The organism is Inhella sp. (assembly GCF_041912635.1).
Lineage (GTDB): Bacteria > Pseudomonadota > Gammaproteobacteria > Burkholderiales > Burkholderiaceae_C > Inhella.
Window position 1 is genome coordinate 43,454 of sequence record NZ_JAYRMO010000002.1, and the last position, 23,613, is coordinate 67,066.

14 protein-coding genes are annotated in these 23,613 nt (G+C 70.1%); 5 read left to right on the top strand and 9 right to left on the bottom strand.

What is annotated here, in order from left to right; all coding sequences use genetic code 11:
- Nucleotides 1-41: 41 nt before the first annotated feature.
- Genes ACE3QP_RS01285 through ACE3QP_RS01295 form a run of 3 tightly spaced genes read right to left on the bottom strand, consistent with a single transcriptional unit; the run spans nt 42 to nt 4,858 of the window.
- Nucleotides 42-662 (bottom strand): chorismate lyase, encoded by a 621-nt coding sequence (locus ACE3QP_RS01285; RefSeq protein ID WP_374432926.1) that lies wholly within the window; start codon nt 660-662, stop codon nt 42-44.
- A gap of 10 nt (nt 663-672) precedes the next feature.
- Nucleotides 673-1,476, bottom strand: coding sequence for a pyrroline-5-carboxylate reductase (gene proC, locus ACE3QP_RS01290; protein WP_374432927.1), 804 nt, complete (start codon nt 1,474-1,476; stop codon nt 673-675).
- A gap of 19 nt (nt 1,477-1,495) precedes the next feature.
- The gene (locus tag ACE3QP_RS01295) at nt 1,496-4,858 is read right to left on the bottom strand and encodes an EAL domain-containing protein (protein ID WP_374432929.1); all 3,363 of its coding nucleotides are present in this window, start codon (nt 4,856-4,858) and stop codon (nt 1,496-1,498) included.
- 220 nt (nt 4,859-5,078) lie between these two features.
- Here ACE3QP_RS01295 and ACE3QP_RS01300 point away from each other — a divergent pair, with 220 nt between their 5' ends.
- Nucleotides 5,079-5,738, top strand: coding sequence for a hypothetical protein (locus tag ACE3QP_RS01300; protein ID WP_374432931.1), 660 nt, complete (start codon nt 5,079-5,081; stop codon nt 5,736-5,738).
- A gap of 125 nt (nt 5,739-5,863) precedes the next feature.
- Nucleotides 5,864-7,198, top strand: a complete 1,335-nt coding sequence (locus ACE3QP_RS01305) for an MATE family efflux transporter (RefSeq protein ID WP_374432932.1) — start codon at nt 5,864-5,866, stop codon at nt 7,196-7,198.
- 283 nt (nt 7,199-7,481) lie between these two features.
- Here ACE3QP_RS01305 and ACE3QP_RS01310 read toward each other — a convergent pair whose 3' ends face one another.
- From ACE3QP_RS01310 to metH, 6 genes are all read right to left on the bottom strand, one after another.
- Nucleotides 7,482-7,787 carry a YlcI/YnfO family protein gene (locus ACE3QP_RS01310; RefSeq protein WP_374432934.1) on the bottom strand — a complete coding sequence of 102 codons (306 nt, stop codon included), beginning with the start codon at nt 7,785-7,787 and terminating at the stop codon, nt 7,482-7,484.
- Nucleotides 7,788-7,892: 105 nt separating this feature from the next.
- Nucleotides 7,893-12,695, bottom strand: coding sequence for an NAD-glutamate dehydrogenase (locus tag ACE3QP_RS01315; RefSeq protein ID WP_374432936.1), 4,803 nt, complete (start codon nt 12,693-12,695; stop codon nt 7,893-7,895).
- A 516-nt stretch (nt 12,696-13,211) separates the two neighbouring features.
- Nucleotides 13,212-16,124 carry a two-component regulator propeller domain-containing protein gene (locus ACE3QP_RS01320; protein ID WP_374432938.1) on the bottom strand — a complete coding sequence of 971 codons (2,913 nt, stop codon included), beginning with the start codon at nt 16,122-16,124 and terminating at the stop codon, nt 13,212-13,214.
- Nucleotides 16,125-16,186: 62 nt separating this feature from the next.
- A complete protein-coding gene (locus ACE3QP_RS01325; protein ID WP_374432940.1) occupies nt 16,187-16,801 on the bottom strand; it encodes an FMN-binding negative transcriptional regulator in 615 nt (204 codons plus the stop codon).
- Nucleotides 16,801-17,964, bottom strand: coding sequence for a diguanylate cyclase (locus tag ACE3QP_RS01330; RefSeq protein ID WP_374432942.1), 1,164 nt, complete (start codon nt 17,962-17,964; stop codon nt 16,801-16,803). Before ACE3QP_RS01330 ends, ACE3QP_RS01325 begins: the two co-directional genes overlap by 1 nt.
- Complete coding sequence (gene metH / locus ACE3QP_RS01335; protein WP_374432944.1) at nt 17,965-20,670, bottom strand: methionine synthase; 2,706 nt, start codon at nt 20,668-20,670, stop codon at nt 17,965-17,967.
- A 120-nt stretch (nt 20,671-20,790) separates the two neighbouring features.
- Between metH and ACE3QP_RS01340 the strand changes: the two genes are divergently transcribed.
- From ACE3QP_RS01340 to ACE3QP_RS01350, 3 genes are read left to right on the top strand one after another with little or no spacing between them, the layout of a single operon-like run.
- On the top strand, nt 20,791-21,990 hold the full coding sequence (locus ACE3QP_RS01340; protein WP_374432945.1) for an HD-GYP domain-containing protein: 1,200 nt from the start codon (nt 20,791-20,793) through the stop codon (nt 21,988-21,990).
- Nucleotides 21,987-22,757, top strand: a complete 771-nt coding sequence (locus ACE3QP_RS01345; RefSeq protein WP_374432947.1) for a substrate-binding periplasmic protein — start codon at nt 21,987-21,989, stop codon at nt 22,755-22,757. The genes ACE3QP_RS01340 and ACE3QP_RS01345 overlap by 4 nt, the downstream gene beginning before the upstream one ends.
- A gap of 15 nt (nt 22,758-22,772) precedes the next feature.
- Nucleotides 22,773-23,573, top strand: coding sequence for a substrate-binding periplasmic protein (locus ACE3QP_RS01350; RefSeq protein ID WP_374432949.1), 801 nt, complete (start codon nt 22,773-22,775; stop codon nt 23,571-23,573).
- Nucleotides 23,574-23,613: the final 40 nt, after the last annotated feature.

Consider the following 23,613-nt stretch of genomic DNA (forward strand, 5'->3'; position numbering starts at 1 on the left):
AGATGGCTGGTAGCGGGTTCTGGGACGGAGGAAATGGCCGCTCAGCGAGGCGCCCTTGCTGGCCCCCACTGCGGATGGTGCAGCCGCCCGGCCGGCGCGCAGGCCAGGGTCTTGAGCGTGGGCCGGCGCGTGCCTGGGTAGGGCGCCAGTTCGGCCACGCGCGGGTGGAAGAGTTCCAGGATGCGCAAGAGCGCGCCCTTGCGCTTGAACACCGAGTGGCGTGCCCACAGCATGCCGGCCGGCGCCGCTTCGCCGGTGGCCTGCCGCCATTGCTGCTGCATGTGGCGGCGCGTCGGGCCTTGCGCCATCAACCGCTTGGGTTGCAGGGTGCTGCGCTGCACGCGCCGGTCCTGGTAGAGCAGCTCGGCCAGCGGTCGCCGACCCAGGCCCTTGAGCGCCTGCCAGGGGCCGGCGAGCGTGCTTTTGTGCAAGCTGGAGCGCGCCCACACCAGCGGCTCGCCGTTGACGTGCAACACCACCTCGCGCACCAGCGTGCAGCCGCGCCGCGGCCGGCCGAGTTGCTGGCGCTCGGGCGCGCGCAGCTTGGCGGTGGCCTGCCGCAGCAGCTGCACCTCGAAGCGGCCATGGCGGGCCAGGCGGGCGGACAAGGAGCCGGGGGCGCGCAGCCAGGCGCGCAGGCTCATCCGGGATGCGATGCCCAAGGCGTGCGAATCAGGTTTTGCCGAGCTCGGCGGCGCGCAGTGCCGCGGCACGCACGGCGCGCTGCAGCGCTTCGCCCACGCCATCGGCGCGCAGGCTCTCCAGCGCGGCGTAGGTGGTGCCGCCCTTGCTGGTGACGCGCTCGCGCAGCGTGGCGACGGCCTCGTCCGATTGCAGCGCCAGCGCGGCCGCGCCGCCGCAGGTGGCCAGCGCCAGCTCGCGCGCCTGGGCCTCGTGCAGGCCCAGGTCCAGGCCGGCCTGGATCATGGCTTCGACGACGTAGAAGAAGTAGGCCGGGCCCGAACCCGAGAGCGCGGTCACGGCGTCCAGATCGTCCTCGCGCTCCACCCAGAGCGTGCGGCCGGTGGGCGCCAGCACGGCCTCGATCTCGGCGCGGTCCAGCTCGGTCACGGCCTCGCGGGCATACAGGCCGGCAATGCCCTGGCCGATCAGCGCCGGCGTGTTGGGCATGGCGCGCACCACGCGCTGCGTGCTGCAAACGTCGGCGATCGTGTCGCTGCGCACGCCGGCCATCACGGAGAGGTGCAGGGCCTGGCCCAGCCAGGCGGCCGCGGGCGTGGCGGCCTCGCCGAACAGCTGGGGCTTGACGGCCCAGACCACCAGCGCGGCCTGGCTGAGGCGCTCGTCCGCATGGGCTTGGGCCTGAACGCCGTACTCGGCCGCCAGGCGTTGGCGCTGGGCCTCGAACGGTTCGACAACCAGGAAGGCGTCGGCGGGGCGGCCGGCACGGCGCAGGCCGCCGAGGATGGCGCTGGCCATGTTGCCGCCGCCAATGAAGGCGAGGGTGGGATGCATGGCGGTGATTGTGGCGCGCTCAGTCTGCGCCAGGCAGCCCCTGCCACTGCCCGCGCCAGGCCTCGAACGAGGCCAGCGGCAGTGGCCGGGCGATGCCGTAGCCCTGCGCCAGCTGGCAGCCCATGCGGCGCAGAGCCTGGGCATGCTCTAGGGTCTCGACGCCCTCGGCCACCGCCTCCAGGTGGAAAGCGCGGGCCAGGCCGATGACGCCGACGACGATCTCCAGATCGCTTGGGCTCGCCAGCATGTTGCGGATGAAGCTCTGGTCGACCTTGATCACGTCCACCGGCAGCTGGCGCAGGTAGCTGAGCGAGGAGTAACCGGTGCCGAAGTCGTCGAGCGCGAAACGCACGCCCAAGGTTCGGCACTCGCGCATCACGGCCACCGCCTGGGTCATGTCGCCGATGGCGGCGGACTCCAGCACCTCCAGCTCCAGCAGGGCCGGTGGCACGCCGGGGTGGCGCGCCAGCGTGGCGGCCAGGCGTTCGGCAAAGCCAGGCGCCAGCAGCTCTTGGGCGCTGATGTTGACGCCCATGCACAGGGCCTGGCCCTGCGCGTGCCAGCGCGCCGCCTGGTCCCAGGCCTGCTCCAGCACCCATTGGCCGAGCAGCAGCTCCAGCGCGCTGCCGGGCAGGTAGGGCAGGAACTCGCCCGGCGGCAGCAGGCCGCGTTCCGGGTGCTGCCAGCGGATCAGGGCCTCGGCCCCGGTCAGGCGGCCCTCGGCGAGCTCGACCTTGGGTTGGTAGAACAGCACGAACTCGCCGGCCTCATAGGCCTGCTGCAGGCGCTGCAGCTCGCTGCGCTGCGCCTGGGCGCGGCGCTCGGCCTCGGGGTCGAAGAGCTGGTAGCGGTCGCGTCCGGCATCCTTGGCCTGGAACATCGCCTGATCGGCGTGACGCAGCAGGGTGTCGGCATCGACCTCGTCGTCAGGGAACAGGGTCACGCCGACGCTGGCGCTCAGGGCCGGGCTCAAACCCGCGCTCAGCGCCACCGGCAGGCGGGCGGCGGCCAGCACGCGGTCCAGCACCTGCAGGCATTCCTGCGTGGAGTGCAGCTCGGTGAGCAGCAGAACGAACTCGTCGCCCCCCAGGCGGGCCAGGGTGTCGTCGGCACGCAGCACGGCCTGCAGGTGCTGGGCCACGCCCACCAGCAGGCGGTTGCCGGCGTCCTCGCCATGCTGTTCGTTGGCCTGGCGGAAGCCGTCCAGGTCGAGCAGGCCCACGGCCAGCGGCTTGCCGCTGCGGCGCGCGCGCGCCAGCGCCTGCTGCAGGCGGTCGGTGAGCAGGCGGCGGTTGGCCACGCCGGTCAGCGGGTCGTAATGGAGCATGCGCTCCAGCTCTTCCTCGTGGCGCTTGAGCAGGCTGACATCGGTGAACACGGCGATGTAGTGCAGCACCGCGCCCTCGGCGTCGCGCACCACCGAGATGGAGAGGATCTCGGCGTACACCTCGCCGTTCTTGCGCTGGTTCCAGATCTCGCCGCGCCAGCGGCCATGCTGCTTCAGGCTGGCCCACATGCCGGCGTAGAAGGCGGCGTCGTGGCGGCCGGAGGAGAACAGGCGCGGCGTCTGGCCGATCACCTCGGACGGGCTGTAGCCGGTGATGGCGCACAGCGCCGGGTTGATCTTGGTGATGCGCAGCTCGGCATCGCAGAACATGATGCCCTCGTCGCTGCGGTCAAACACGGTCTGCGCCTCGCGCAGGGCCAGCTGCAGCTCGTGGCGTTCGGTGATGTCGTTGAACGTGCCGGCCATGCTCAGGGCCTGGCCCTGGGCGTCGCGCTCCAGCACGCGGCCGCGCACCGACAGGCGGCGCCAGCGCCCGTCCGCCGTCTGGCAGCGCAGCTCGGCCTGGTAGTGCGGGGTGGCGCCGCTCTTGTGGCGCTCCACCGCGGCCAGCGCCAAGGGCAGGTCCTCGGGGTGGACGAAGTCGTCCCAGCGCGTGCCGCGCTGGTGCAGCTGGCCCTCGGGGTAGCCGAGCAGGCGCTCCAGGTTCTCGCTGACCTGCAGGCGGTCGCTCACCAGGTCCCAGTCCCAGTAGCCCTGGTCGGAGCCGGCCAGCACGCGGCGCAGCTGCTGCTCGCGCTCGGCCAGCGCCAGCTCGGCACGCTTGCGCGCGCTGATGTCCTGCAGCGCCCCGCTCAGGCGCGCGGGCCGGCCGGCGGCATTCAGGTCCACGCGCAGGCGAGCCGTCACCCAGGCGCGGCTGCCGTCCGGGCGCCGCAGCTGCAGGTCGCCCTGGTAGGGCTCGCCGATCGCCAGCGCGCGCTCCAGCGCCGCCTCGAACTCCTCGCTGGGCTCGAAGCAGCGCGCCAGCTCGCTCAGGCTGTGCAGCAGCTGGCCCTCGGGCAGGCCGAGCAGGCGGCGCAGCTCGGCGCTGGTCTGCGGCTGGCCCTCGGGCAGCTCGATCTCCCAGCTGCCCATATGCGCCAGCTGCTGCGCCTCGGCCAGGGCCAGCTGGCTGCGCGAGAGCACGGCCAGGCTGTCGCGCAGCTCGGTCACGTCGCGGGCGATGGAGAACACGCCTTGCCGCCCGCCCTGCGCGTCGGGCACCGGCCCCACGGTCAGCAGCAGGTGGTGCAGCGGGCCGTCGCGCAGGCGCCGCGTGGCCGCGACGTTGTGCACATGGCCATCGCCCAGCGTGGCCTGTTCCAGCGGGCTCAGCGGCCCCTCCAGCACGCCCTGCTGCTGCTGCGCCACCTGGTTGGCCAGCAGCACCTGGCCCTGCGGGTCGCGCACCCAGATGGCGTCCGGGCTGCCGTCGATGACGGCGTCGATCAGCAGGCGGTGGCGGCGCTCGCGCCGCAGGCTGCGCAGCAGCACCGCGCTGAGCAGGCTGATGACCACGCCCGTGCTCAGCATCAGCACCCACAGAAAGCTGTCCAGCCCGCTCCAGCCGAACGGCGACCAGCGCAGCTCCGGCGTCCACAGCGCGGTCAGCAGGCCCGAGAGCGTGGTGGCCAGCAGGCCGGCCGTCAGCCCGCCCAGCAGCGCGGCCAGCACGATCGGCAGCATGAAGAGCAGGAACACCGGCCGCCCCTCGGCCAGCGGGGCCAGCTGCAGGCGCAACAGCAGCGCCAGCAGCGGCAGCAGCAGCGCGGCCAGCAGGGCCAGCCAGGGCGGCGCCAGGCCCTCGCGGCGCGTCAGCTGGCGCGGCATCGGGTCGGGCGTCAGCGTGCCGATGTGGTGCAGCGCCCAGGTCCAGAAGCCTGTCGTCAGCAGCACGAAAAGCACGCCTTTGACGGTGGAGAGGCGCTGCATCTGCTCGGGCAGCAGCATCAGCGCCAGCAGCGCGTCCGACAGCAGGATCCAGGCCAGGCCGAAGCACAGATAGCCTGCGGCCAAAGCGGCAATGGCGCGGCGGCGCTTCGGGTCTCCCTGCATGGCTGATGACTCTTCTTCGGCCCTGTTTGGCCTGGGAGTGGGTTTGTACACCCCGGCTTGCAGAAGGGTTGGCCAACTACGCTCGGCGGGTTGTCGCCTTCCTTGACAAAAGGCTTGGCATGCCGACTCTGCCGAGGTGCTAAAGGACTAATGTCAAACGATTTTCTTGTGTCGGCACAGAAGCTGCTTATGACCTTTCACATTTACCTGGAGGTCAATCATGCGAAAAATCAAAACGGCGCTGGCAGTGGTGAGCTTGGCAGCAGCGAGCCTTGGTGCTCAGGCTGGCGTGGTTCGCAGTGCCGTGGGTGGGGTCATCAACTCCGGCGGTCCTGGTTTTGGCACGCTGGTCGAGACTTATAACCAAGCCGGCTTGTCGGGCGGGTATGTCAACGGTGTGACCGACTTTGACACCTACATCGCGGGCAACCCGATGCACACGACGAACTTCGGTGGCTTTGAGTGGTTCAGCAACCAGGGCAGCACCAGCGCCAGCGTCACATATGACCTGGGCGCCAGCTACAACCTGAACGCCATGGCCGTCTGGGTGGAAGAGTCCTCGGGCTTCGGCGCCTTGGACCTGCTGGGTTCCACGGATGGCGTGAACTTCTTCAATCTGTCGATGGGCATCATCCCGGTGGACTATCCCTTGGCTGCCTACCCCGCGCAGGTGTTTGGCTTCGGTGCCACTTCGGTGCGCTTCGTCCGCATGGACATGTCGAATTGCCCGCAATCCAACCCGGGCAGCTTCCAGGCCTGTGCAATCGGGGAAGTGGCCTTCCGCGACGCAGGCAACCAGGTTCCTGAGCCCACGGGTCTGGCGCTGGCAGCCCTTGGTCTGCTGGCGGGCGGGGCTCTGGGCCGCCGAGCCAAGCGCTGATCGGCAGGTGATCTGACGAGACGAAGGCCCGCTAGCGCGGGCCTTCGTTGTTTTTTTTGGGGCCGTTGATTCTGGCCCTGGAGTTACGGCTGCGTTACAGCTCGCGCCCGCACAATCGCCGGCCCATGTCGCGCGCCACCCCCAAGCTCTGGCCCCTGCTCTGGCCGCTCTTCCTGGAACTGGCGCTGGGCATGGCGGTGGGCCTGGTGGCCACGGCCCTGGCCGCGCGCGTGAGCGATGGCGCCGCCGGCGCCTTCGCGCTCACCAACCAACTGCAGGCCACGCTGTTCATCGTGTTCCGCGTCATCGGCGCGGGCATCGGCGTGGTCATCACTCAGGCCCTGGGCAGCGGCCAGCGAGGGGCGGCCGACGCGTTGGCGCGTGCCGCGCTCGGCGCCAGCAGCTGGATCGGCCTGGGCTGCGCGCTCGCCGCCTGGGCGGGTGCGCGCCCGCTGCTGGGCCTGCTGCAGGCCCCGGCCGAGCTGCTGCCGCTGGCCCTGCCCTTTCTGCAATGGCTGGCCCCGGGCCTGCTGCTGGACGCCTGGAACGCCAGCATGGGCAGCGTGATGCGTGCGCATCTGCGCGCGCGCGAAAGCCTGGCGGTGCTGATCGTGATGAACGTGCTGCAGCTCGGCCTGGCCCTGGTCTGGATGCCGGCCTACGGCCTGGTGGGCTTTGCCTGGGCGCTCATTGCCAGCCGCTTTCTGGCCCTGCTGCTGCACAGCCTGCTGTGGGCCCAGCGCCTGGACCTGCGCCCGCGCGTGGCCGACTGGTGGCAGTGGCGCAAGCCCGAGGTGGCGGCCATGCTGCACATCGGCCTGCCGGGCGCGGCCGAGAACATCGCCTGGCGCCTGGCCTTCATGGTCAGCGTGGCCGTCACCGCCCAGCTCGGCAGCCAGGCGCTGGCGGTGCATGCCTATGTGATGCAGCTGATGCACTTCATCCTGCTGGGCGGGCTGGCCATTGGTCTCTCCATGGAGATCCTGATCGGCCATCTGATCGGCGCTGGCAAGCTGCGCGAAGCCAATCGCCTGCTGCGCCGCTCGCTGGCCCTGGGTCTGGCCAGCGCCGTGGCCGTGGCCGGTGCGGCCGCGCTGGCCGGGCCCTGGCTGCTAGCGGCCTTCACGCGGGATGAACAGATCACTGCCCTGGCCCTGACCCTGCTGTGGTGGACGGTGCTGCTGGAGCCAGGCCGCACCTTCAACCTCGTCGTCATCAACGCCCTGCGCGCGGCCGGCGACGCCAAGTACCCGGTGGCCGTGGGCGCCGTCTCAATGGCCCTGGTGCTGGCCGGCGGCAGCTGGCTGCTGGGCCTGCAGCTGGGCTTCGGCCTGGTGGGGGTGTGGATCGCCTACGCGGCGGACGAGTGGCTGCGTGGGCTTTTGATGTGGCGGCGCTGGGCCACGCTGGCCTGGGTGCCGACGGCGCGGGCGGCAAGGCGGCGCTTGCGGCGGATCTGAGGCGCGGGGACCAGCACGTTCACCTTCAAAGGGCCTCAGACCTCTTCCCGGGTCAGTTCGAGCGCCGCCTCGGACACGTTCAACCTGCCCACCCACCGGAAGTCAGTGGTAGTCACTCTCCAACTGGTGCCGTACCGCAAGCACCAGCACGCTGGCAGCGCCGTCGATCTCATAAAAGGCCACATACCCGGTTGAGCCGGCCGGCACGATCAGTTCACCGCTGGTGGAGCGAACAGTCGCTCAAGATCCTGTTCCGGCTCGGGCGCAAAGCGCACCTTGAAATTCATGCCGAGCGCGGCTGCTTGCGTTTGGCGTCCAGCTTGCGTTGCAGGCGTTCAATCACCTCATCGGCGGGTGCGGCCACCCCGTCCTGCTGAAACCGCGTCCATGCCGCCTCGCCGCGGGCTTGAAAGTCGGCTTCCACACGCCGCTGTTCCACGGCCCGCCGCACCGCGTCGGTCACGAACTCCGACAGGGTCTCGTGCTCACGCAGCACGGCGTCCAACTGCTCGCGCAATTCAAGTTCGACGCGGACTTGGGGGATGACTGAGGACTTCATGCGAACGAGTGTCGTGCGAATGGATTGCATAAGGGCGACGGCTCTTCGGCGCCAGCGCTGATCCAGTTCGCACCACAAGTGGGAACGGCGGGCATTGCCCGCCGTTCCCGTCGCGCCATCAGGGCGCTGCCCCACTCAAACGAGGTTGCGCAACTCCCGCATCGCCACCGACAACATCGCCAGATCCGCCTGCCGCGTCTCGGCCAGATCGGCCAGCAGACGCTGCGCACGCTCCAGCGTGGCGGCGTTGAGCTGCTGCCAGCGCGCCAGCATCTCTTCCAGCGAGCCGCCGCCTCCCGCCAGCACGTCTTGCGAAAGCTGGCGTTGCAGGCTGGCGAGGTCATCGGCCAGCGCGCTCTTGGCGCGGCTTTGCCAGTAGCTGCTGGCGGGCAGTTGCTCGATCAAGCCGGCCAGGCGCGAGAGGCCGAGTTGGCGCGCCACGGCGACGTGCACGGCGCTGACCTCGTCAAAGCTGCGCTGCACCGAATCGGCCACCTCGGCCACGTCCAGAGCGGAGAGCAGGGACTCGGCCGCCGCCACGCGGGCGGCCAGGGCGCTGGGCACGCCGGCCGCGATCCAGCGCTGGGCCAGTTCACTGGCTTGCGCCTCCGGGGCCAGGCGCGCGGCGAGTGCGCTGACAGCCGGTTGCAGGCGCTCGATGGTGGGCTGCAGCGCTTCACTGAGGCGGCGCGAGCGCAGGAACCAGGTGGTGGCGCGCGCGGTGAGCTGGCCTTCCTCGATCAGCAGCTCGGCCTGGATGGCGTCGGGCACCTTGTTGTCCAGGGCCTCGACCTGCTGCCACAGCGGCACATGGCCGAACACCTCGCGCGCCATCAGGTAGGCGCGCACCACCTGTGCGGGCTTGGCGCCGGTCATTTCCACCAGCCGGTGCACATAGGTGGCGCCGACGCGGTTGACCATGCTGTTCAGCACGTGGGTGGCAATGATTTCGCGCTTCAGCGGGTGGCGCGGGATGTAGCTGCCCAACTGCTCGCGCAGCGGCACCGGGAAGTAGCGCTGCAGCGCGGTGGCCACCCAGGGGTCCTCGGGCAGGTCGCTGTTCATGATTTCGTCGAACAGCCACATCTTGCTGTAGGCCAGCAGCACGGCGCGCTCAGGCGTGGTGAGCTGGCCGCCGGCGGCCTTGCGCTCGGCGATCTCGTCTTCGCTGGGCAGGAACTCGATGGCGCGGTTCAGGCGGCCGGCCTTTTCCAGGAAGCGCATGAAGCGCGCTTCCTGCTCCAGCAGTTCCTTGCCCAGGCGGTTGGTGACGGACAGCACCTGGGTCTGGAAGGTGTTGTCGCGCAGCACGAGCTGGGCGACCTCGTCGGTCATCTGCGCCAGCAGGGCGTTGCGCTGCTTCTCGGTCATCTCGCCATCGGCCAGCGCCAGGCCGAGCAGGATCTTGATGTTGACCTCGTGGTCCGAGGTGTCCACGCCGGCCGAGTTGTCGATCGCGTCGGTGTTCAGGCGCACGCCCGCCTGCGCGGCTTCGATGCGGCCGAGCTGGGTGAAGCCCAGGTTGCCGCCTTCGCCCACCACCTTGCAGCGCAGCTCCTTGCCGTTCACGCGCAGCGCGTCGTTGGCGCGGTCGCCCACCTGGGCGTGGCTTTCGCTGCTCGCCTTCACGTAGGTGCCGATGCCGCCGTTGTAGAGCAGGTCCACGGGGGCCTTCAGCAGGGCGTGCATCAGCTCCAGCGGTGTCAGGCGCTCGGCGTCAATGCCCAGACGCTCACGCACCTGGGGTGAGATCGGGATGGACTTCTCGCTGCGCGACCAGACCCCGCCGCCCTCGCTGATCAGCTGGGGGTTGTAGTCGGCCCAGGAGGAGCGGGGCAGCGCGAACAGGCGCTGGCGCTCGGCAAACGAGATGGCGCAGTCGGGGTTCGGGTCCAGGAAGATGTGGCGGTGGTCAAAGGCCGCCAGCAGCTGGATCTGGGTGGAGAGCAGCATGCCGTTGCCGAACACATCGCCCGACATGTCACCCACGCCCACCACGGTGAAGGGCTGGGTCTGGGTGTCGTGGCCCATTTCACGGAAGGCGCGCTTCACGCTCTCCCAGGCGCCGCGGGCGGTGATGCCCATGGCCTTGTGGTCGTAGCCCACGCTGCCGCCGCTGGCAAAGGCGTCGCCCAGCCAGTGGCCGTACTCCAGGCTGACGGCGTTGGCGTAGTCGCTGAAGGTGGCGGTGCCCTTGTCCGCCGCCACCACCAGGTAGGCGTCGTCCGGGTCGTGGCGGTGGATGTGCGGCGGCGGCACCACCTTGCCCCCGACCAGGTTGTCGGTCAGGTCCAAGAGGCCGCGCAGGTAGTTCTGGTAGCAGGCCACGCCTTCCTTCATGAAGGCCTCGCGGTCGCTCGCGGGTGGGGCCTTCTTCAGCACGAAGCCGCCCTTGGAGCCGACCGGCACGATGACGGTGTTCTTCACCATCTGGGCCTTCACCAGGCCCAGCACCTCGGTGCGGAAGTCTTCCAGGCGGTCGCTCCAGCGCAGGCCGCCGCGCGCCACCTTGCCGCCGCGCAGGTGCACGCCTTCGAAACGCGGCGCGTAGACAAAGATCTCGAACAGCGGGCGCGGTTCGGGCAGGCCGGGCACGCGGGCGCAGTCGAACTTGAAGCTCACAAATTCGCGGCGCGGGCCGGCTTCGCCGCTATGGCCCTTGCCGGTGCGCCAGAAGTTGGTTCGCAAGGTGCACTGGATGAGCGCGAGCAGCTGGCGCAGTACGCGGTCTTCGGAGAGGCCACTGACCTTCTCCAGCGCCAACTCGATGGCGCGCACCTGCGCGGCCTCGCCCTCCGGGTTGGCATGCACCGGGTCAAAGCGCAGCTTGAAGAGCTGAACCAGCATGCGCGCGATGGGCGCGTGGCTGGCCAGCGTGGCCTCGATGGTGGCCTGGCTGAGCGCAAAGCCGATCTGCTTGCAGTACTTGGCATAGGCCCGCAGGATCACCACCTCTTCCGGCGGCAGCCCGGCGCGCAGCACCAGCTTGTTGAAGTCGTCGTTCTCCACCTGGCCGGCGAACACCTGCGTGAAGGCCTGCTCGAACAGCGGCGCCATGGTCTGCACGTCGATGTGGTCGGGCACCTGGGCGCGCAGGTCGAAGTCGTGCACCGACACCTTGCCGGCGGCGATGCGGTGGTTGTGCTCGCCCATCACGCGCACGCCCATGTGCTCGAGCATCGGCAGGCTGTCGGACAGCACCACGGCGCCGCCCAGGCGGTAGACCTTGAAGCCCCATTGATCGGGCTCGGCCCCCAGCGGCCGGTACAGCGCCACCGCCACCGGGTTCTCGGGGCTCAACTGCGCAAACTTGCGCACATCGGCCACGGCGGCGCGGGCGGACACGCGGGCGCGGTAGTCGGCCGGAATGCTCGCTTCCCAGGCCTTGAACAGCGCCAGGCCGCGCGCCTCGCCTTCGGCTTCGACCAGGGCATCGCGCAGCTGGTCGCTCCAGCGGCGCGCGGCGGCGGCCAGCTTGGCCTCCAGGTCCTTGCGCTCGTAGGCGGGAATGGCACCTGGCGTGGTGCGCACATAGAAATGGATGCGGGCCAGACCGGCCTCGCCCAGCATCACTTCGAACTCGGCGCTGCTGCCTGCAAAGGCGGCCAGCAGGATGTCGTGGATGCGCATGCGCAGCTCGGTGCCGAAGCTCTCGCGCGGCACGTAGACCAGGCAGGAGATGAAGCGGTCGAAGGGGTCGCGGCGCAGGAACAGGCGCAGGCGCTGGCGGTCGCCCAGGGCCAGGATGCCCATGGCGGTTTCGTACAGCTCGTCTTCGCTGCCCTGCAGCAGCTCGTCGCGCGGGTAGGTTTCCAGCGTGTGTGCCAGGGCCTTGGCGCGGTGCGAGCCTTTCGGGTAGCCGGCGCGGCGCGCAATCGCCTCCACCTTGCCGCGGATCAGCGGCGTCTCGGCCACTCGCGCCATGTAGGCGGTGGAGGTGTACAGGCCCAGGAAGCGGTGCTCCCCCACCACCTCGCCGGCGGCGTTGTAGCGCTTCACGCCCACGTAATCGGTGTAGCCGGGGCGGTGAACGGTGCTGCGCTTGTTGGCCTTGGTGACGACAAGGACCGGCAGCGGCGCACGCGCGAGCGCCTTGGCCTCGCGCGGCAGCACGGCAAAGCTGGCCGAGCGCTGTTCCTCGGCGGTTTCGCGCAGCACGCCCAGGCCGGAGCCGGGCACCAGGTGCAGGACTTCCTCGTCGTTTTCGCTGCGCAGTTCATGCTGGCGGTAGCCCAGCAGGGTGAAGTGGTCGTCGGCCAGCCAGTTGAGGAAGTCGCGGCTCTCGGCCACCACGGCCGGGTCGACGGAGGCCGGCACCTGATCCAGCTCGGCAATCGCGTCGGTCAGCCGCGCCAGCATGGCTCGCCAGTCGCTCACCGAGGCGCGCACATCGGCCAGCACGGCCTCGATGCCCTGCACCAAGGCCTGGCGGCGTTCCACTTCCACGATGCGATCCACCTGAATCTGCATCCAGCTCTCGCGCGGCAGATCGCCGGCGTCCGCGGGGCGGGCGAGCTGGGTCAGGTTGCCGGCGCCGTCGCGCGCCACGGCAAAGAGCGGGTGCACGATGAAGTGCAGCGTCAGGCCCTGGCGGTTGATCTCGACCGTGGTGGAGTCCACCAGGAAGGGCATGTCGTCATTGACGATCTCCAGCACCGAGTGGCGTGCCGCCCAGCCGTCTTCGCCCACGTTCGGATTGATTAGGCGCACCTTGGGGCTGCCTGCGCTGCGTTGCTGAGCGAACTGCCAATGCGACAAGAGCGCACCCGCCAGGTCGTCGGCGCTCTCTTGCGCAAGGTCGTCGGCATCGAACTGGCTCAGGCAATCCTGCGCAAACAAGCTGAACGCCGCGCGCCGCTCGGCACTCAGTCTGGCGGTGGCAATGGCGTCGATCTGGGACAGGCGTTCGGCACGCAGGCTGTCGCTGGCTGCTTCCATGGGAGGTCTCCGTCTCGGGGTGGCAGGCATCCTAGTGCGGGGTGGGCCGGGCGGCCATGCCAGTGGCGAAACAGGTGATGCGTCGGGTGATTCGCCGTCCTTGTTGGTGCCTCGTCTGGCTGCACAAGGCGAGAGCCCGCCGGGTCTCGGCCTGGCAGCCGACCTACCTTCTTTGCTTCGCCAAAGAAGGTAGGCCAAGAAAGGCGACCCCGATGCCTGCGCCCCTCGCCTGCGGCGAGGGGTTCCCTGCGGTGCGCGAAGAGCGGGCCCCGGCCCAAAACGCACTGCGCTTCCTACGGTCGCTCCGCTCAGACAGTTGGGCCGAGTCAGAACTTGAAGCGCGCTGACGCGCGCGGGCCCACTCTTCTGTGCTCCTCGGCTTGGCATAGGGGAGGCTCCAAGCAGCCAACAGCCAACAGCCAACAGCCAACAGCCAACAGCCAACAGCCAACAGCCAACAGCCAACAGCCAACAGCCAACAGCCAACTCAAGCGCAAGGGCCAGCAGCCTAGCCGCTCACCCCACCCGATTCCGCCCACCCTGCTTGGCCCGGTACAAGGCCGCGTCCGCCGCCGTGAACAGGCTCATTGGGTCCGCGCTGGCGTCGGGCACGCAGGCTGCCACGCCCAGGCTGAGCGTGACCACGGCGGCGGCGGGGGAAGCGGGGTGGGGCAGGGCGCGGGCTTCGCAGGCGGCGCGCAGGCGTTCGGCCAGGGTTCGGGCGGCATCCAGGTCCAGGCCGGGCAGCAGCAGCACGAATTCCTCGCCGCCGTAGCGGGCGGCGCAGTCGCTGGCGCGGCCGCTGGTGTGGCGGATCACTTCGGCCACCTCGCGCAACGCGGTGTCGCCCGCCGCGTGGCCCAGGCTGTCGTTGTAGGCCTTGAAGGCGTCGATGTCGGCCAGCACCAGGGCCAGGCTCTGGCCTTGGCGAGCGCAGCGGCGCCATTCCTGCTGCAGGCGCTCGTCGAAGCGGCGGCGGTTGGCCAGGCCGGTGAGGGCGTCGGAGAACGACAGCTCGGCCAGGTGCTCGTTGGCGCGGCGCAGCTCCTCGGTCTTGGCGGCCACCAGGCGCTCCATCTCAGTCTGGCGCAGGCGCAGCTGGCGGGTGCGCCACTGGTACAGGCCGATGACGGCCAGCAGCGCCGCCAGCGCAGCCAGCACCTGCACGCCACGGCGTTCGTGCAGGCGCGGTTGCACGGTCACGGCGAGTTGGGCGCTCTCCAGCCAATGCTGGCCGTCCAGGCTGCTGGCCAGGTGGAAGCGGTACTGGCCATGCGGCAGCGCCGGGAAACTGACCTCACGGCTGCCACCGACCTCGATCCAGTCCGGCGTCATGCCCTCCATGCGGTAGCGAAAGCGCACGCGCTCGGCGTGCTGCACGGTGGCGGCGGCGTAGCGCAGGGTCAGCGGCGGCACCGAGTCCGGGGGCAGCAGCAGCTCGGTCTCCAGGGGCACGGCCTGGCCGCCGAGGCTGATGGACTCGATGCGCACTGCCGGTGGGCTGCCCAACTGCGGCAGGCGGCGTGGGTCCACCTGCACCAGGCCCTTGAGCGAGGGCAGCCAGATGCGGCCCTTGGGGTCGCGCGCCGCCACCGGCTGCAGGCCGCCGGAGAAAGTGGGGGAGCGCAGCGCCTCGCCCACGCCGTAGCCGGTGGTTTGCACGCGTGCCAGGCGGCCGTCCAGGAAATCGTTGAGCTCGCGCCGCGCCACCCAGTAGAAGCCGCGGTTGCAGCTCATCCACAGGCGGTCCTGGTCGTCGGCGATGAAGACCTGGGTCAGGCCGTCCCACAGCCCGTCGCCGGGCCGCACGGTGCGGATCTGGCCGTCGCGCAGCCGGCTGATGCCCTCGCCATTGGTGCCGATCCAGAGCGTGCCGTCGGCGTCCTCGTGCAGGGCCAGGATCCAGTTGGAGGGCAGCCCATCCTGACGCGTCAGCGTGCTGAAGCGACCGTTCTCGTAGCGCACCAGGCCGTCACCGGTGGTGGCGAACCAGAGGCGACCCTGGCGGTCCTCCAGCATGGCCACCACGCCCTCCTTGGGCGCGCCGGGTTCGTCCACGGCGACGAAGCCGCGGCCCTGCTGGCGCGCCAGCCCGCTGCGCGTGCCCACCCACAGGCGGCCTTCGCGGTCGCGCAGCAGGCTGCGCACGTCCACATGCGGCAGGCCCTGGGCGGTGCCGAAGCGCTCGATGCGGCCGTTCTGCCAGCGCGCCAGGCCGGCGGTGTAGCTGCCCAGCCAGATGGCGCCGTCCTGGTCCTCGTACAGGGCCGACATCTCCAGCGTGGCCAGGCCCTCGCGCAGGCCCAGGGTCTGCATCCGGTCGCCGAGGATGCGGTTGACTCCGCCGCCGGCGGTGCTGACCCAGAGCGTGCCGTCGCGAGCCTGCAGCACGGCGCGCACGTTGTCGGCCGCCAGGCCCTCGGGCTTGCCGACGACCGGGAAGCCGCGCTTGCGCAGCCGGTTCAGGCCGCCATTCCAGCTGCCGGCCCACAGGCTGCCCTCGCGGTCGGCGTAGACGGTCCAGATTTGGTCGCCGCCCAGGCCGGAGGCGCTGTTCACGCTGCTGAAGCGGCCATCGCGCCAGCGGCTCACACCGGCGCCCCAGGTGCCGATCCACAGTGCGCCTTCGGTATCGCGCACCAGGTAGGTCAGCTGATCGGTGGGCAGGCCCTGGGCCACGCCGTAGCGCTGCAGGCTGCCGTTGGCGTGCACGCGCACCAGGCCGGCGCCGGGCGTGGCGGCCCAGACGCCGCCTTCCGGGTCGGCCAGCAGGTGGCGCACCTCGGTGTGCGGAAAGCCGGCCACGGGCTCGAACTGCGCCTGACCCGGGCGCAGGCGGAACAGGCCGGCGCCGGTGCTGCCGATCCACAGCACGCCCTCGCGGTCGAACACCAGGGTGCGCAGGCGCTCGCCGGGCAGACCATCGGTGCCGCGGTAGACCGTGATCTGCTGACCCTGCCAATGCACCAGCCCGCCCTCGGTGGCACCCCAGACGCTGCCGTCGGGTGCCTGTGCAAAGGCCCACACGCGTCGGCCGTTCAGAAGCGCGGGATCGATGGCCGGTTCCCACACGCCCTCGCGCAGGCGTGCGGCGCCACCCGCATGGCCCACCCAGAGGCGGCCCTCACGGTCTTCCAGCAGGCCGAAGATGGGGCGGCGGCCCAGCGCCGGCACCTTCTCGGGCTGCACCAGCGTGAAGCCGATGCCGTCAAAGCGCGCCAGGCCGCTGCCGGTGCCGACCCAGAGCGTGCCGTCACGCGTCTGGTGCAGGGTCTGCACCGCGCTCACCGGCAGGCCCTGTTCGGCCTGCCAGCTGTCGATGCGGTACTGGCTGAGCACGGCATCGCTGAGTTCAGGCGGCAACGCGTGTGCCGTGCCGGTCAGCAGGGCCAGACAGAGCAGCAGGGGGGTGAGGAAGGGCAGGCGCATCGCGGTCGAAGAGGCCCAGGTTAGCCCAGCCGGTGCCTCCGGCCGGGCCGGGGAAGCCAGGATCAGCGCTGCATCGCGTCGGCCAACGCCTGCTGGCCGCGTGCGCGCAGGGCGTCCGCGCTGCCCTGCTGGTCGCGCGGCTCTTCGTCCTGGCCGTGCTTGAACTTGCCCTCCAGGCGCTCGACCGCCAGCTCGACACCGACGACGGCGCGCTGCAGCGCATCGATGAAACCGGGTGCGGCATCGTCCAGGCGCCAGGGCTTGGGCTGGCCGGCCTCGTGGTGGGCGGTCAGCTCCTGCAGCAGGCTGCGCACCCAGCCGGGTTCAGCCACCGCGCGCAGCTGGCCATGGGCGTGCACGGTGCTGTAGTTCCAGGTCGGCACCACGCGCTCGGTCTCGGGCTTGCTGGGGTACCAGTTGGGCGAGATGTAGCCCTGCGGCCCCTGAAAGATCACCAGCACCGGCAACGGGCCGGCCGCCAGCGCCTTCAGCAGCGGGTTGGCGCGGGCCAGGTGACCGGCCAGCTGCAGGCCGGTGCGCTGGCGCAACAGCCAGGGCAGAGGCGTGGCCTCCAGGCGGCCGGCCTGTTGCCATACCACCGTGCCCAGCGGGTGGGCGCGCAGCAATTCGATGCAGGCGGAGTCGGACGGGGCAGCATGCAGCGGGGGGATGTACATCAGGCGCTGGGTTCGGAGAGCACGACACGGTCACGGCCCTGCTGCTTGGCCTGGTACAGCGCGCGGTCGGCGCGGGCCAGCAGGGCGTCGGGGTGCGCATCGTCCGGCCTGCAGCTCGCCACGCCAATCGACACGGTCATGCTCAACGGGATGGACTCGCCTTCGGGCACGAAGCTGAGCGGCGCCCGGCACAGGCGCTCGGCGGTTTGGGCCGCCAGGGCCGGGGACACGCCCGGCAGCACCACGCAGAACTCCTCGCCGCCCAGGCGGCCCAGCAGGTCGTAGGGGCGCAATTGCTGGCGCAGGGTGTCGGCCAGGTGGCGCAGCGCGGCGTCCCCGATCGGGTGGCCTTGCTTGTCGTTGATCTGCTTGAAGTGGTCGATGTCGATCATCAAGGCCGCCAGGCCTTGCTCCAGGCGCTGGTGGCGGCGCCACTCGCGCTGCAGTGCGACGTCGAAGCCGCGTCGGTTCAGCAAGCCGGTCAGCGGGTCGGTGGCGGCCTGGGCCTCCACGGTGTCGAGCAGGCGACCGGCGTGCAGGCTCATGAAGCCGAAGGCCATCGCCATCACGCCCAGGCTGTTGAGCATGATGATGAAGATCTGTCCCTGGCTGACGAACATCGACTGGTGCGACACCCCGCCATCCTTCAGCGTGATGCCAATGCGCAGCAAACCCAGGAACACCTGCAGCAGGTGCACGCCCAAGGGCAGCGCCAGCACCGCCCCGCCGATGCGCCGGCGGTGGTCCCACAGCAGCAGCGCGCAGGCGGCCGAGAGCAGGCAGAGCAGGGCGTTGAAGAACAGCACCCGCAGCGTGTACGAATCCCAGACGTAGGTCAGCAGCGCATAGACGCCGGCGACGGCCAGGTAGCCCGCGAGGATCCAGGGCCAGGGCCGGCGCACGCCGAAGAGGCGCGCATAGCCGCTCCAGCTGAACACCTGGTTGGAGAGCAGCAGCAGATTGGCCACGATGACACCCAGCCAGGCCGACAGGCCGTCGCGCAGGCCGTACAGGGCCATGCCCACGCAGACCAGCACCAGGGCGGCGGCCCAGTCGCGCAGGTAGGCGCTGCGGTCGCGCCAGGCCAGCAGCGCGATGCCGACCGTCACGCCGGCCGTGGTCAGCGCGGCGAACAGCAGGACGGTCTGGAGGTGCAGCTGCACTTAGTCGAGCAAGGGTGCGAGCGCGCGGCGCGCCGCAGCTTCGTCCAGGCCGCAGCGGCGCGCCCAGTCCTTCAGCTGGTCTTCGCCGATGCGGCCGACATTGAAGTAGACCGCCTCCGGGTGGGCCAGGTAGAAGCCACTGACTGAGCTGGCCGGGTGCATGGCCATGGATTCGGTCAGCGTCATGCCAAAGCCCTGCGCCTGCAGCACGCGCAGCAGGTCCTTCTTCACCAGATGGTCCGGGCAGGCCGGGTAGCCGGGCGCGGGGCGGATGCCGCGGTACTGCTCGGCAATCAGCGCCTCGTTGCTCAGCTGCTCGTCGGGGGCGTAGGCCCAGAACTCGGTGCGCACGCGCTGGTGCAGGTGCTCGGCAAAGGCCTCGGCCAGACGGTCGGCGAGGGCCTTGAGCAGGATGGCGGAGTAGTCGTCGTGGTGGGCCAGGAACTCGGCTTCCTTGGCCTCGACGCCATGCACCGTCACCGCGAACAGGCCGACATGGTCTTGCGCCTGGCCGTCGCGCAGTGGGGCCACGAAATCGGCCAAGCAGCGGTTCGGGCGGCGCTGGCCGTCCACCACCGGGCGCTCGGTCTGCATGCGCAGGCCATGCCAGGTCATCAGCGGGGTGCCGTGGGCGTCGAAGACGGCGATGTCGTCGTCTTCCACCTGGCCGGCGGGTAGCAGGGCGAAGGCACCGTCGGCACGCAGCCAGCGGCCGGCCACCAGCTGGTTCAGCATGGCCTGGGCGTCCGCAAACACCTTGCGCGCCTGCTCGCCCACCACCTCATCCTGCAGGATGGCCGGGTAGGGGCCGGCCAGGTCCCAGGTCTGGAAGAAGGGGCCCCAGTCGATGCAGGCCACGAGCTCCTGCAGCGGGTAGTTCTCCAGCCGGCGCACGCCCACGAAGCGCGGCACCGGCAGGCTGCGGAAGTCCACGATGGCCTTGTTGGCGCGTGCAGCATTTAGCGTGACCAGCGGGGTCTGCTTCTTGTTGGCGTGCAGGGTGCGCACCTTTTGGTAGTCCGCCTGGATCTCGGCCAGGTAGGCGCCACGGCGCTCGGGGCTCAGCAGTTCCGAGCACACTGACACCGAGCGCGAGGCATCGGGCACGTAGACCACCGGGCCTTCGTACTTGGGGGCGATCTTGACGGCGGTGTGCACGCGGCTGGTGGTGGCGCCGCCGATCAAGAGCGGGATGCCGGCGTCGCGGAAATGCGGGTCGCTCTGCATCTCGGCGGCCACATGCTGCATCTCCTCCAGGCTCGGGGTGATCAGGCCGCTGAGGCCAATGATGTCCGCCCCTTCCGCCTTGGCGCGCGCCAGGATCTCATGGGCCGGGACCATCACGCCCATGTTGATGACCTCGTAGTTGTTGCACTGCAGAACCACGGTGACGATGTTCTTGCCGATGTCGTGCACATCGCCCTTCACGGTGGCGATGACGATCTTGCCCTTGGCGCGCACGTCGGCGCCGGCCGCTTCGAGCTGGCGTTTTTCCTCTTCGATGTAGGGGATCAGGTGAGCGACGGCGGACTTCATCACGCGCGCGCTCTTCACCACCTGGGGCAGGAACATCTTGCCGGCGCCGAACAGATCGCCCACCACGTTCATGCCGGCCATCAGCGGGCCTTCGATGACGTGCAGCGGGCGGCCGCCGCCGGCCTTGATGGCCTGCCAGGCTTCTTCGGTGTCCTCGGTGATGAAGTCGGTGATGCCATGCACCAGCGCGTGCTTCAGGCGCTCGTTCACATCGCCGCTGCGCCAGGCCAGCTTGGCGCTGTCGTCCTTGGCGGCGCCCTTGACGGCGTCGGCCACCTCCAGCAGGCGCTCGGTGGCGTCAGGGCGGCGGTTCAGCACCACGTCCTCCACGCGTTCGCGCAGGTCGGCGGGGATCTCGTCGTACACGCCGATCATGCCGGCGTTGACGATGCCCATGTCCATGCCAGCCTGGATGGCGTGGTACAGGAAGACGGTGTGGATGGCCTCGCGCACCGGCTCGTTGCCCCGGAAGCTGAACGAGACGTTCGACACCCCGCCGCTGACCTTGGCGCCGGGCAGGTTCTGCTTGATCCAGCGCGTCGCCTCGATGAAGTCCACCGCGTAGTTCGCGTGCTCCTCGATGCCGGTGGCGATGGCGAAGATGTTGGGGTCGAAGATGATGTCTTCGGGCGGGAAGCCGATGCCGAGCAGGGCGTCGTAGGCGCGCTGGCAGATCTCCTTGCGGCGCTGCAGGCTGTCGGCCTGCCCCTGCTCGTCGAAGGCCATCACCACCGCGGCGGCGCCGTAGCGCTTGACCAGCTTGGCTTGGCGCAGGAACTCGGCCTCACCCTCTTTCAGCGAGATCGAGTTGACGATGCCCTTGCCCTGCAGGCAGCGCAGGCCGGCCTCGATGACGCTCCACTTGCTGGAGTCCACCATCACCGGCACGCGCGCCACATCGGGCTCGCTGGCCAGCAGGTTCAGGAAGCGCACCATGGCGGCCTGGCTGTCCAGCATCGCCTCGTCCATGTTGACGTCGATGATCTGGGCGCCGTTCTCGACCTGCTGGCGCGCCACGGCCACGGCCTCTTCGTACTGGCCGGCCAGGATCATGCGGGCGAAGGCCTTGGATCCGGTGACGTTGGTGCGTTCGCCCACATTGACGAACAGGCTGCCCATGCCGATGGTCATGGGTTCAAGGCCGGACAGCTTCAGGGGCGGAGGATTCATTGACGGGGATCCAGGCGGCGCCACAAAGGACGCCAAAAGCGCAGAAATACGCGGGAAAAGCGTGCCGGATTCTAGGAACCCCCCTCTCCAGCCCGGGCGAGCCATGCCGACAATCGAAGGGTGGATCTCGTTCGACTGCCCCCAAACGCCCTCAAGCCCGGCCAGCGCCTGAGCTTTTCGCTGCGCGACGCCAGCGGCAAGCTGCTGTTCTCGGCCGGCACCGTGCTGCCGGGCAGCGAGGTGGTGCGCGAACTGCTGGCGCGCGGCGCCTACACCCAGGTGCACGAGACCGAGGCCTACCAGCGCGAGATGACGGCCAAGGCCAACACCTTGCTGCACCAGAACGCCTCTCTGAAGGAAATCGCCCGTGTGGCGCCCGATTTCCAGCACGAGCGCCAGCGCGCCGCCGTCGTCACGAGCGACTACGCCCAGTGGCTGGACCTGCAGTTGCGCGTGCACAACCTGCTCAAGGACCCCAAGGCCGAGGACTTTTTGGGCCGCTTCGAGGCCCTGCACCAGGAAGCGCTGGAGCGCCTGCAGCGTCACCCCGACCAGACCCTGCTGCTGCTGGTGCACGACGCCAGCCAGGAGCTGGCCCAGTACACCGCCCGCCACGCCCTGCTGTGCACGGTGCTATGCCAGCTGGCGGCCGAGCGCATGGACTGGCCGATGGAGATGATCGGCGCGCTCACGCGCGCGGCCTTGTCGATGAACCTGGCTCTGGGTCTGCTGCAAGACCGGCTGGCCCAGCAGCGCGAGGGCCTGAGCCCCGAACAGGCGCGCCAGCTCGCCGGCCATGGCGACCGTGCCGCGGCGCTGCTGCAGAGCATGGGCGTGAGCGACCTGAACTGGCTGAACTCCGTGCGCTTGCACCACGACACCGGCCCCGGCCCGCTGACCGAGCGTGCCTGGCCCGAGCGCCTGGCGCGTCTGCTGCAGCGCATCGACGTGTTCGCCGCGCGCCTGTCGCCGCGCATCGCGCGCAAGGCCCAGGCCGGCGCCCAGGCCTCGCGCGCCATCTTTCTGGACGAACGCAAGCAGCAGGACGAGGCCGGCGCGGCACTGATCAAGGCGGTCGGCCTGTACCCGCCGGGCACCCTGGTGCGCCTGGCCAATGGCGAGGAGGGCGTGGTCATCAAACGCGGCGCCTCGGCCACCGAGCCCCTGGTGGCGGCGCTGATCGGCAAGAGCGGCAATCCGCTGACCGAGCCGGTGCCACGCGACACCCGGTTGGCCAGCCAGGCCATCAGCCAGAGCCTGGCCCCGCATGAACTGCGTCTGCGCCTGTCGATTGAAAAGCTGATGCGTCTGGCGGTATGAGGCGCCGGGCTTGGGCGGCGCTGCTGGGCCTGTCAGGTCTGCTGGCCCAGCTTCCGGCGCAGGCACGCGAGACCTGGCAGTTGGCCACGGCCGAGCTGCCGCCGGCCATCACCGCCAAGCAGGCCGACAACGGCTACTACGCCGTGCTGGTGCGCCGCGTGCTGCAGGAGCTCGATGTCGATGCCCAATTGCACTTCCTGCCGCCGGACCGGGCGATCCAGCAAACCATGGCCGGCCGCTACACGGCGGTCTTTCCGCTCTCGCGCACGCCCGAGCGCGAACGCGAGCTGATCCCCAGTGAGCCGATCTTTCACGTCAAGGTGCGCGTGTTCGTGCGCCGCGACGACCCCTGGTCCGGCGGCGGGTTGGAGGCCATGCGCGGCCATCCTCTGTGCAACATCCAGGGCGCGCGCCTCTACCCCGAGCTGGAAGCCGCGCTGGCCGCGGGCTGGCTGCAGATGCAGCGCGTACCCGAGATCGGCGCCTGCTTCCGCATGCTGGCGCTAGGCCGGGTGCGCTTCGTGGTGACGGGCGAGAACACCGGCTTCGAAGGCATGGCCGCGGTGCCCGACGGCGCGCGCAAGTTCCGCATGGCGGCCGAGCAACTGGCGCTGCAACCGGTGTTCCTGATGTTCTCGCGCCAGGTGAAGGGCAATGTGCAACGCGCCGAGGCCTTCAACCAGGCGCTGCGCCGGCTGCGCGCCGAGGGCGTGATGCACAAGCTGGAGCATCAGGTGCTGCCCCAGGGCTCGGGCTACCGGCCTTGACGCACACTGCGGCCCATGTGCCGCTTGCGGGTGTTCGCCTTCCTGCTGCTGGGCAATGCTGCATGGGCCCAGCCGGCGGTGCTGCGCATGGTCAGCAACGAGTTCCCGCCCTACGTGGGCAAGGAGCCGCCACAGCAGGGCTTCTATGCCGCCCTGGTGCGCCAGGTGCTGGCCGAGCAGGGCGTGCAGCTGGAGCTGCAGTTCCAGCCCCCGGCGCGCGCCCATGCCTCGGCGGCGGCCGGCCAGGTGGATGCCGCCTTCCCGATGCTGCGCACGCCCGAACGCGAGCGTGAGTTCCTGTTTTCCGAGCCCCTGCTGCTGGTGCGCTCCTATCTGTTCGTGCGCGCCGACAGCCCCATCAGCGGCTTGGCCGACCTGCCCGGCCGGCGCAGCTGTCATCTGCAAGATTCCAACCAGCCCGAGCCCGTGCAGCGCCTGGTGGAAGGCGGCAGCGTCAAGGTCGAGCGCGTTGCGCAGATGGCCCAGTGTTTCGAGATGCTGACGCGCGGCCGCGTCGATTTCGTGGCGCTGAGCGACTACGGCGGCTGGGCGGCAGCGCGCCAGGCCACGGCCGGGCCGGAGGGCTTCAAGCGCGTGGGGGCACCGCTCTCGCTTGGCCTGCTGCACCTCGTGTGGCCGCGCGTCGAGCCGCGCTCGGCCGAGCGCGCCGCGGCCTTCAACAAGGCCCTGACCGAACTGCGCCGCCGCGGCGTGGTGGCGCAGCTGGAGCAGGAGTTGCTTCCCCCGCTGCCGGTGGACGGCTCGCCAGCTGCGTCCGCGCCGCAGCGGCAATTGCGACGCACGGCGTCACCCTGATCAAGTGCCATCGCGGAACCGGCCTTGCCGGGCCGCTGAT

What these genes read in the sequence shown, in the direction of transcription:
- proC (WP_374432927.1), bottom strand. Translation starts at nt 1,476, where the DNA reads ATGCATCCCACCCTCGCCTTCATTGGCGGCGGCAACATGGCCAGCGCC.
- ACE3QP_RS01295 (WP_374432929.1), bottom strand. Translation starts at nt 4,858, where the DNA reads ATGCAGGGAGACCCGAAGCGCCGCCGCGCCATTGCCGCTTTGGCCGCA.
- ACE3QP_RS01300 (WP_374432931.1), top strand. Translation starts at nt 5,079, where the DNA reads ATGCGAAAAATCAAAACGGCGCTGGCAGTGGTGAGCTTGGCAGCAGCG.
- ACE3QP_RS01305 (WP_374432932.1), top strand. Translation starts at nt 5,864, where the DNA reads ATGTCGCGCGCCACCCCCAAGCTCTGGCCCCTGCTCTGGCCGCTCTTC.
- ACE3QP_RS01310 (WP_374432934.1), bottom strand. Translation starts at nt 7,787, where the DNA reads ATGCAATCCATTCGCACGACACTCGTTCGCATGAAGTCCTCAGTCATC.
- ACE3QP_RS01315 (WP_374432936.1), bottom strand. Translation starts at nt 12,695, where the DNA reads ATGGAAGCAGCCAGCGACAGCCTGCGTGCCGAACGCCTGTCCCAGATC.
- ACE3QP_RS01320 (WP_374432938.1), bottom strand. Translation starts at nt 16,124, where the DNA reads ATGCGCCTGCCCTTCCTCACCCCCCTGCTGCTCTGTCTGGCCCTGCTG.
- ACE3QP_RS01325 (WP_374432940.1), bottom strand. Translation starts at nt 16,801, where the DNA reads ATGTACATCCCCCCGCTGCATGCTGCCCCGTCCGACTCCGCCTGCATC.
- metH (WP_374432944.1), bottom strand. Translation starts at nt 20,670, where the DNA reads ATGAATCCTCCGCCCCTGAAGCTGTCCGGCCTTGAACCCATGACCATC.
- ACE3QP_RS01345 (WP_374432947.1), top strand. Translation starts at nt 21,987, where the DNA reads ATGAGGCGCCGGGCTTGGGCGGCGCTGCTGGGCCTGTCAGGTCTGCTG.
- ACE3QP_RS01350 (WP_374432949.1), top strand. Translation starts at nt 22,773, where the DNA reads ATGTGCCGCTTGCGGGTGTTCGCCTTCCTGCTGCTGGGCAATGCTGCA.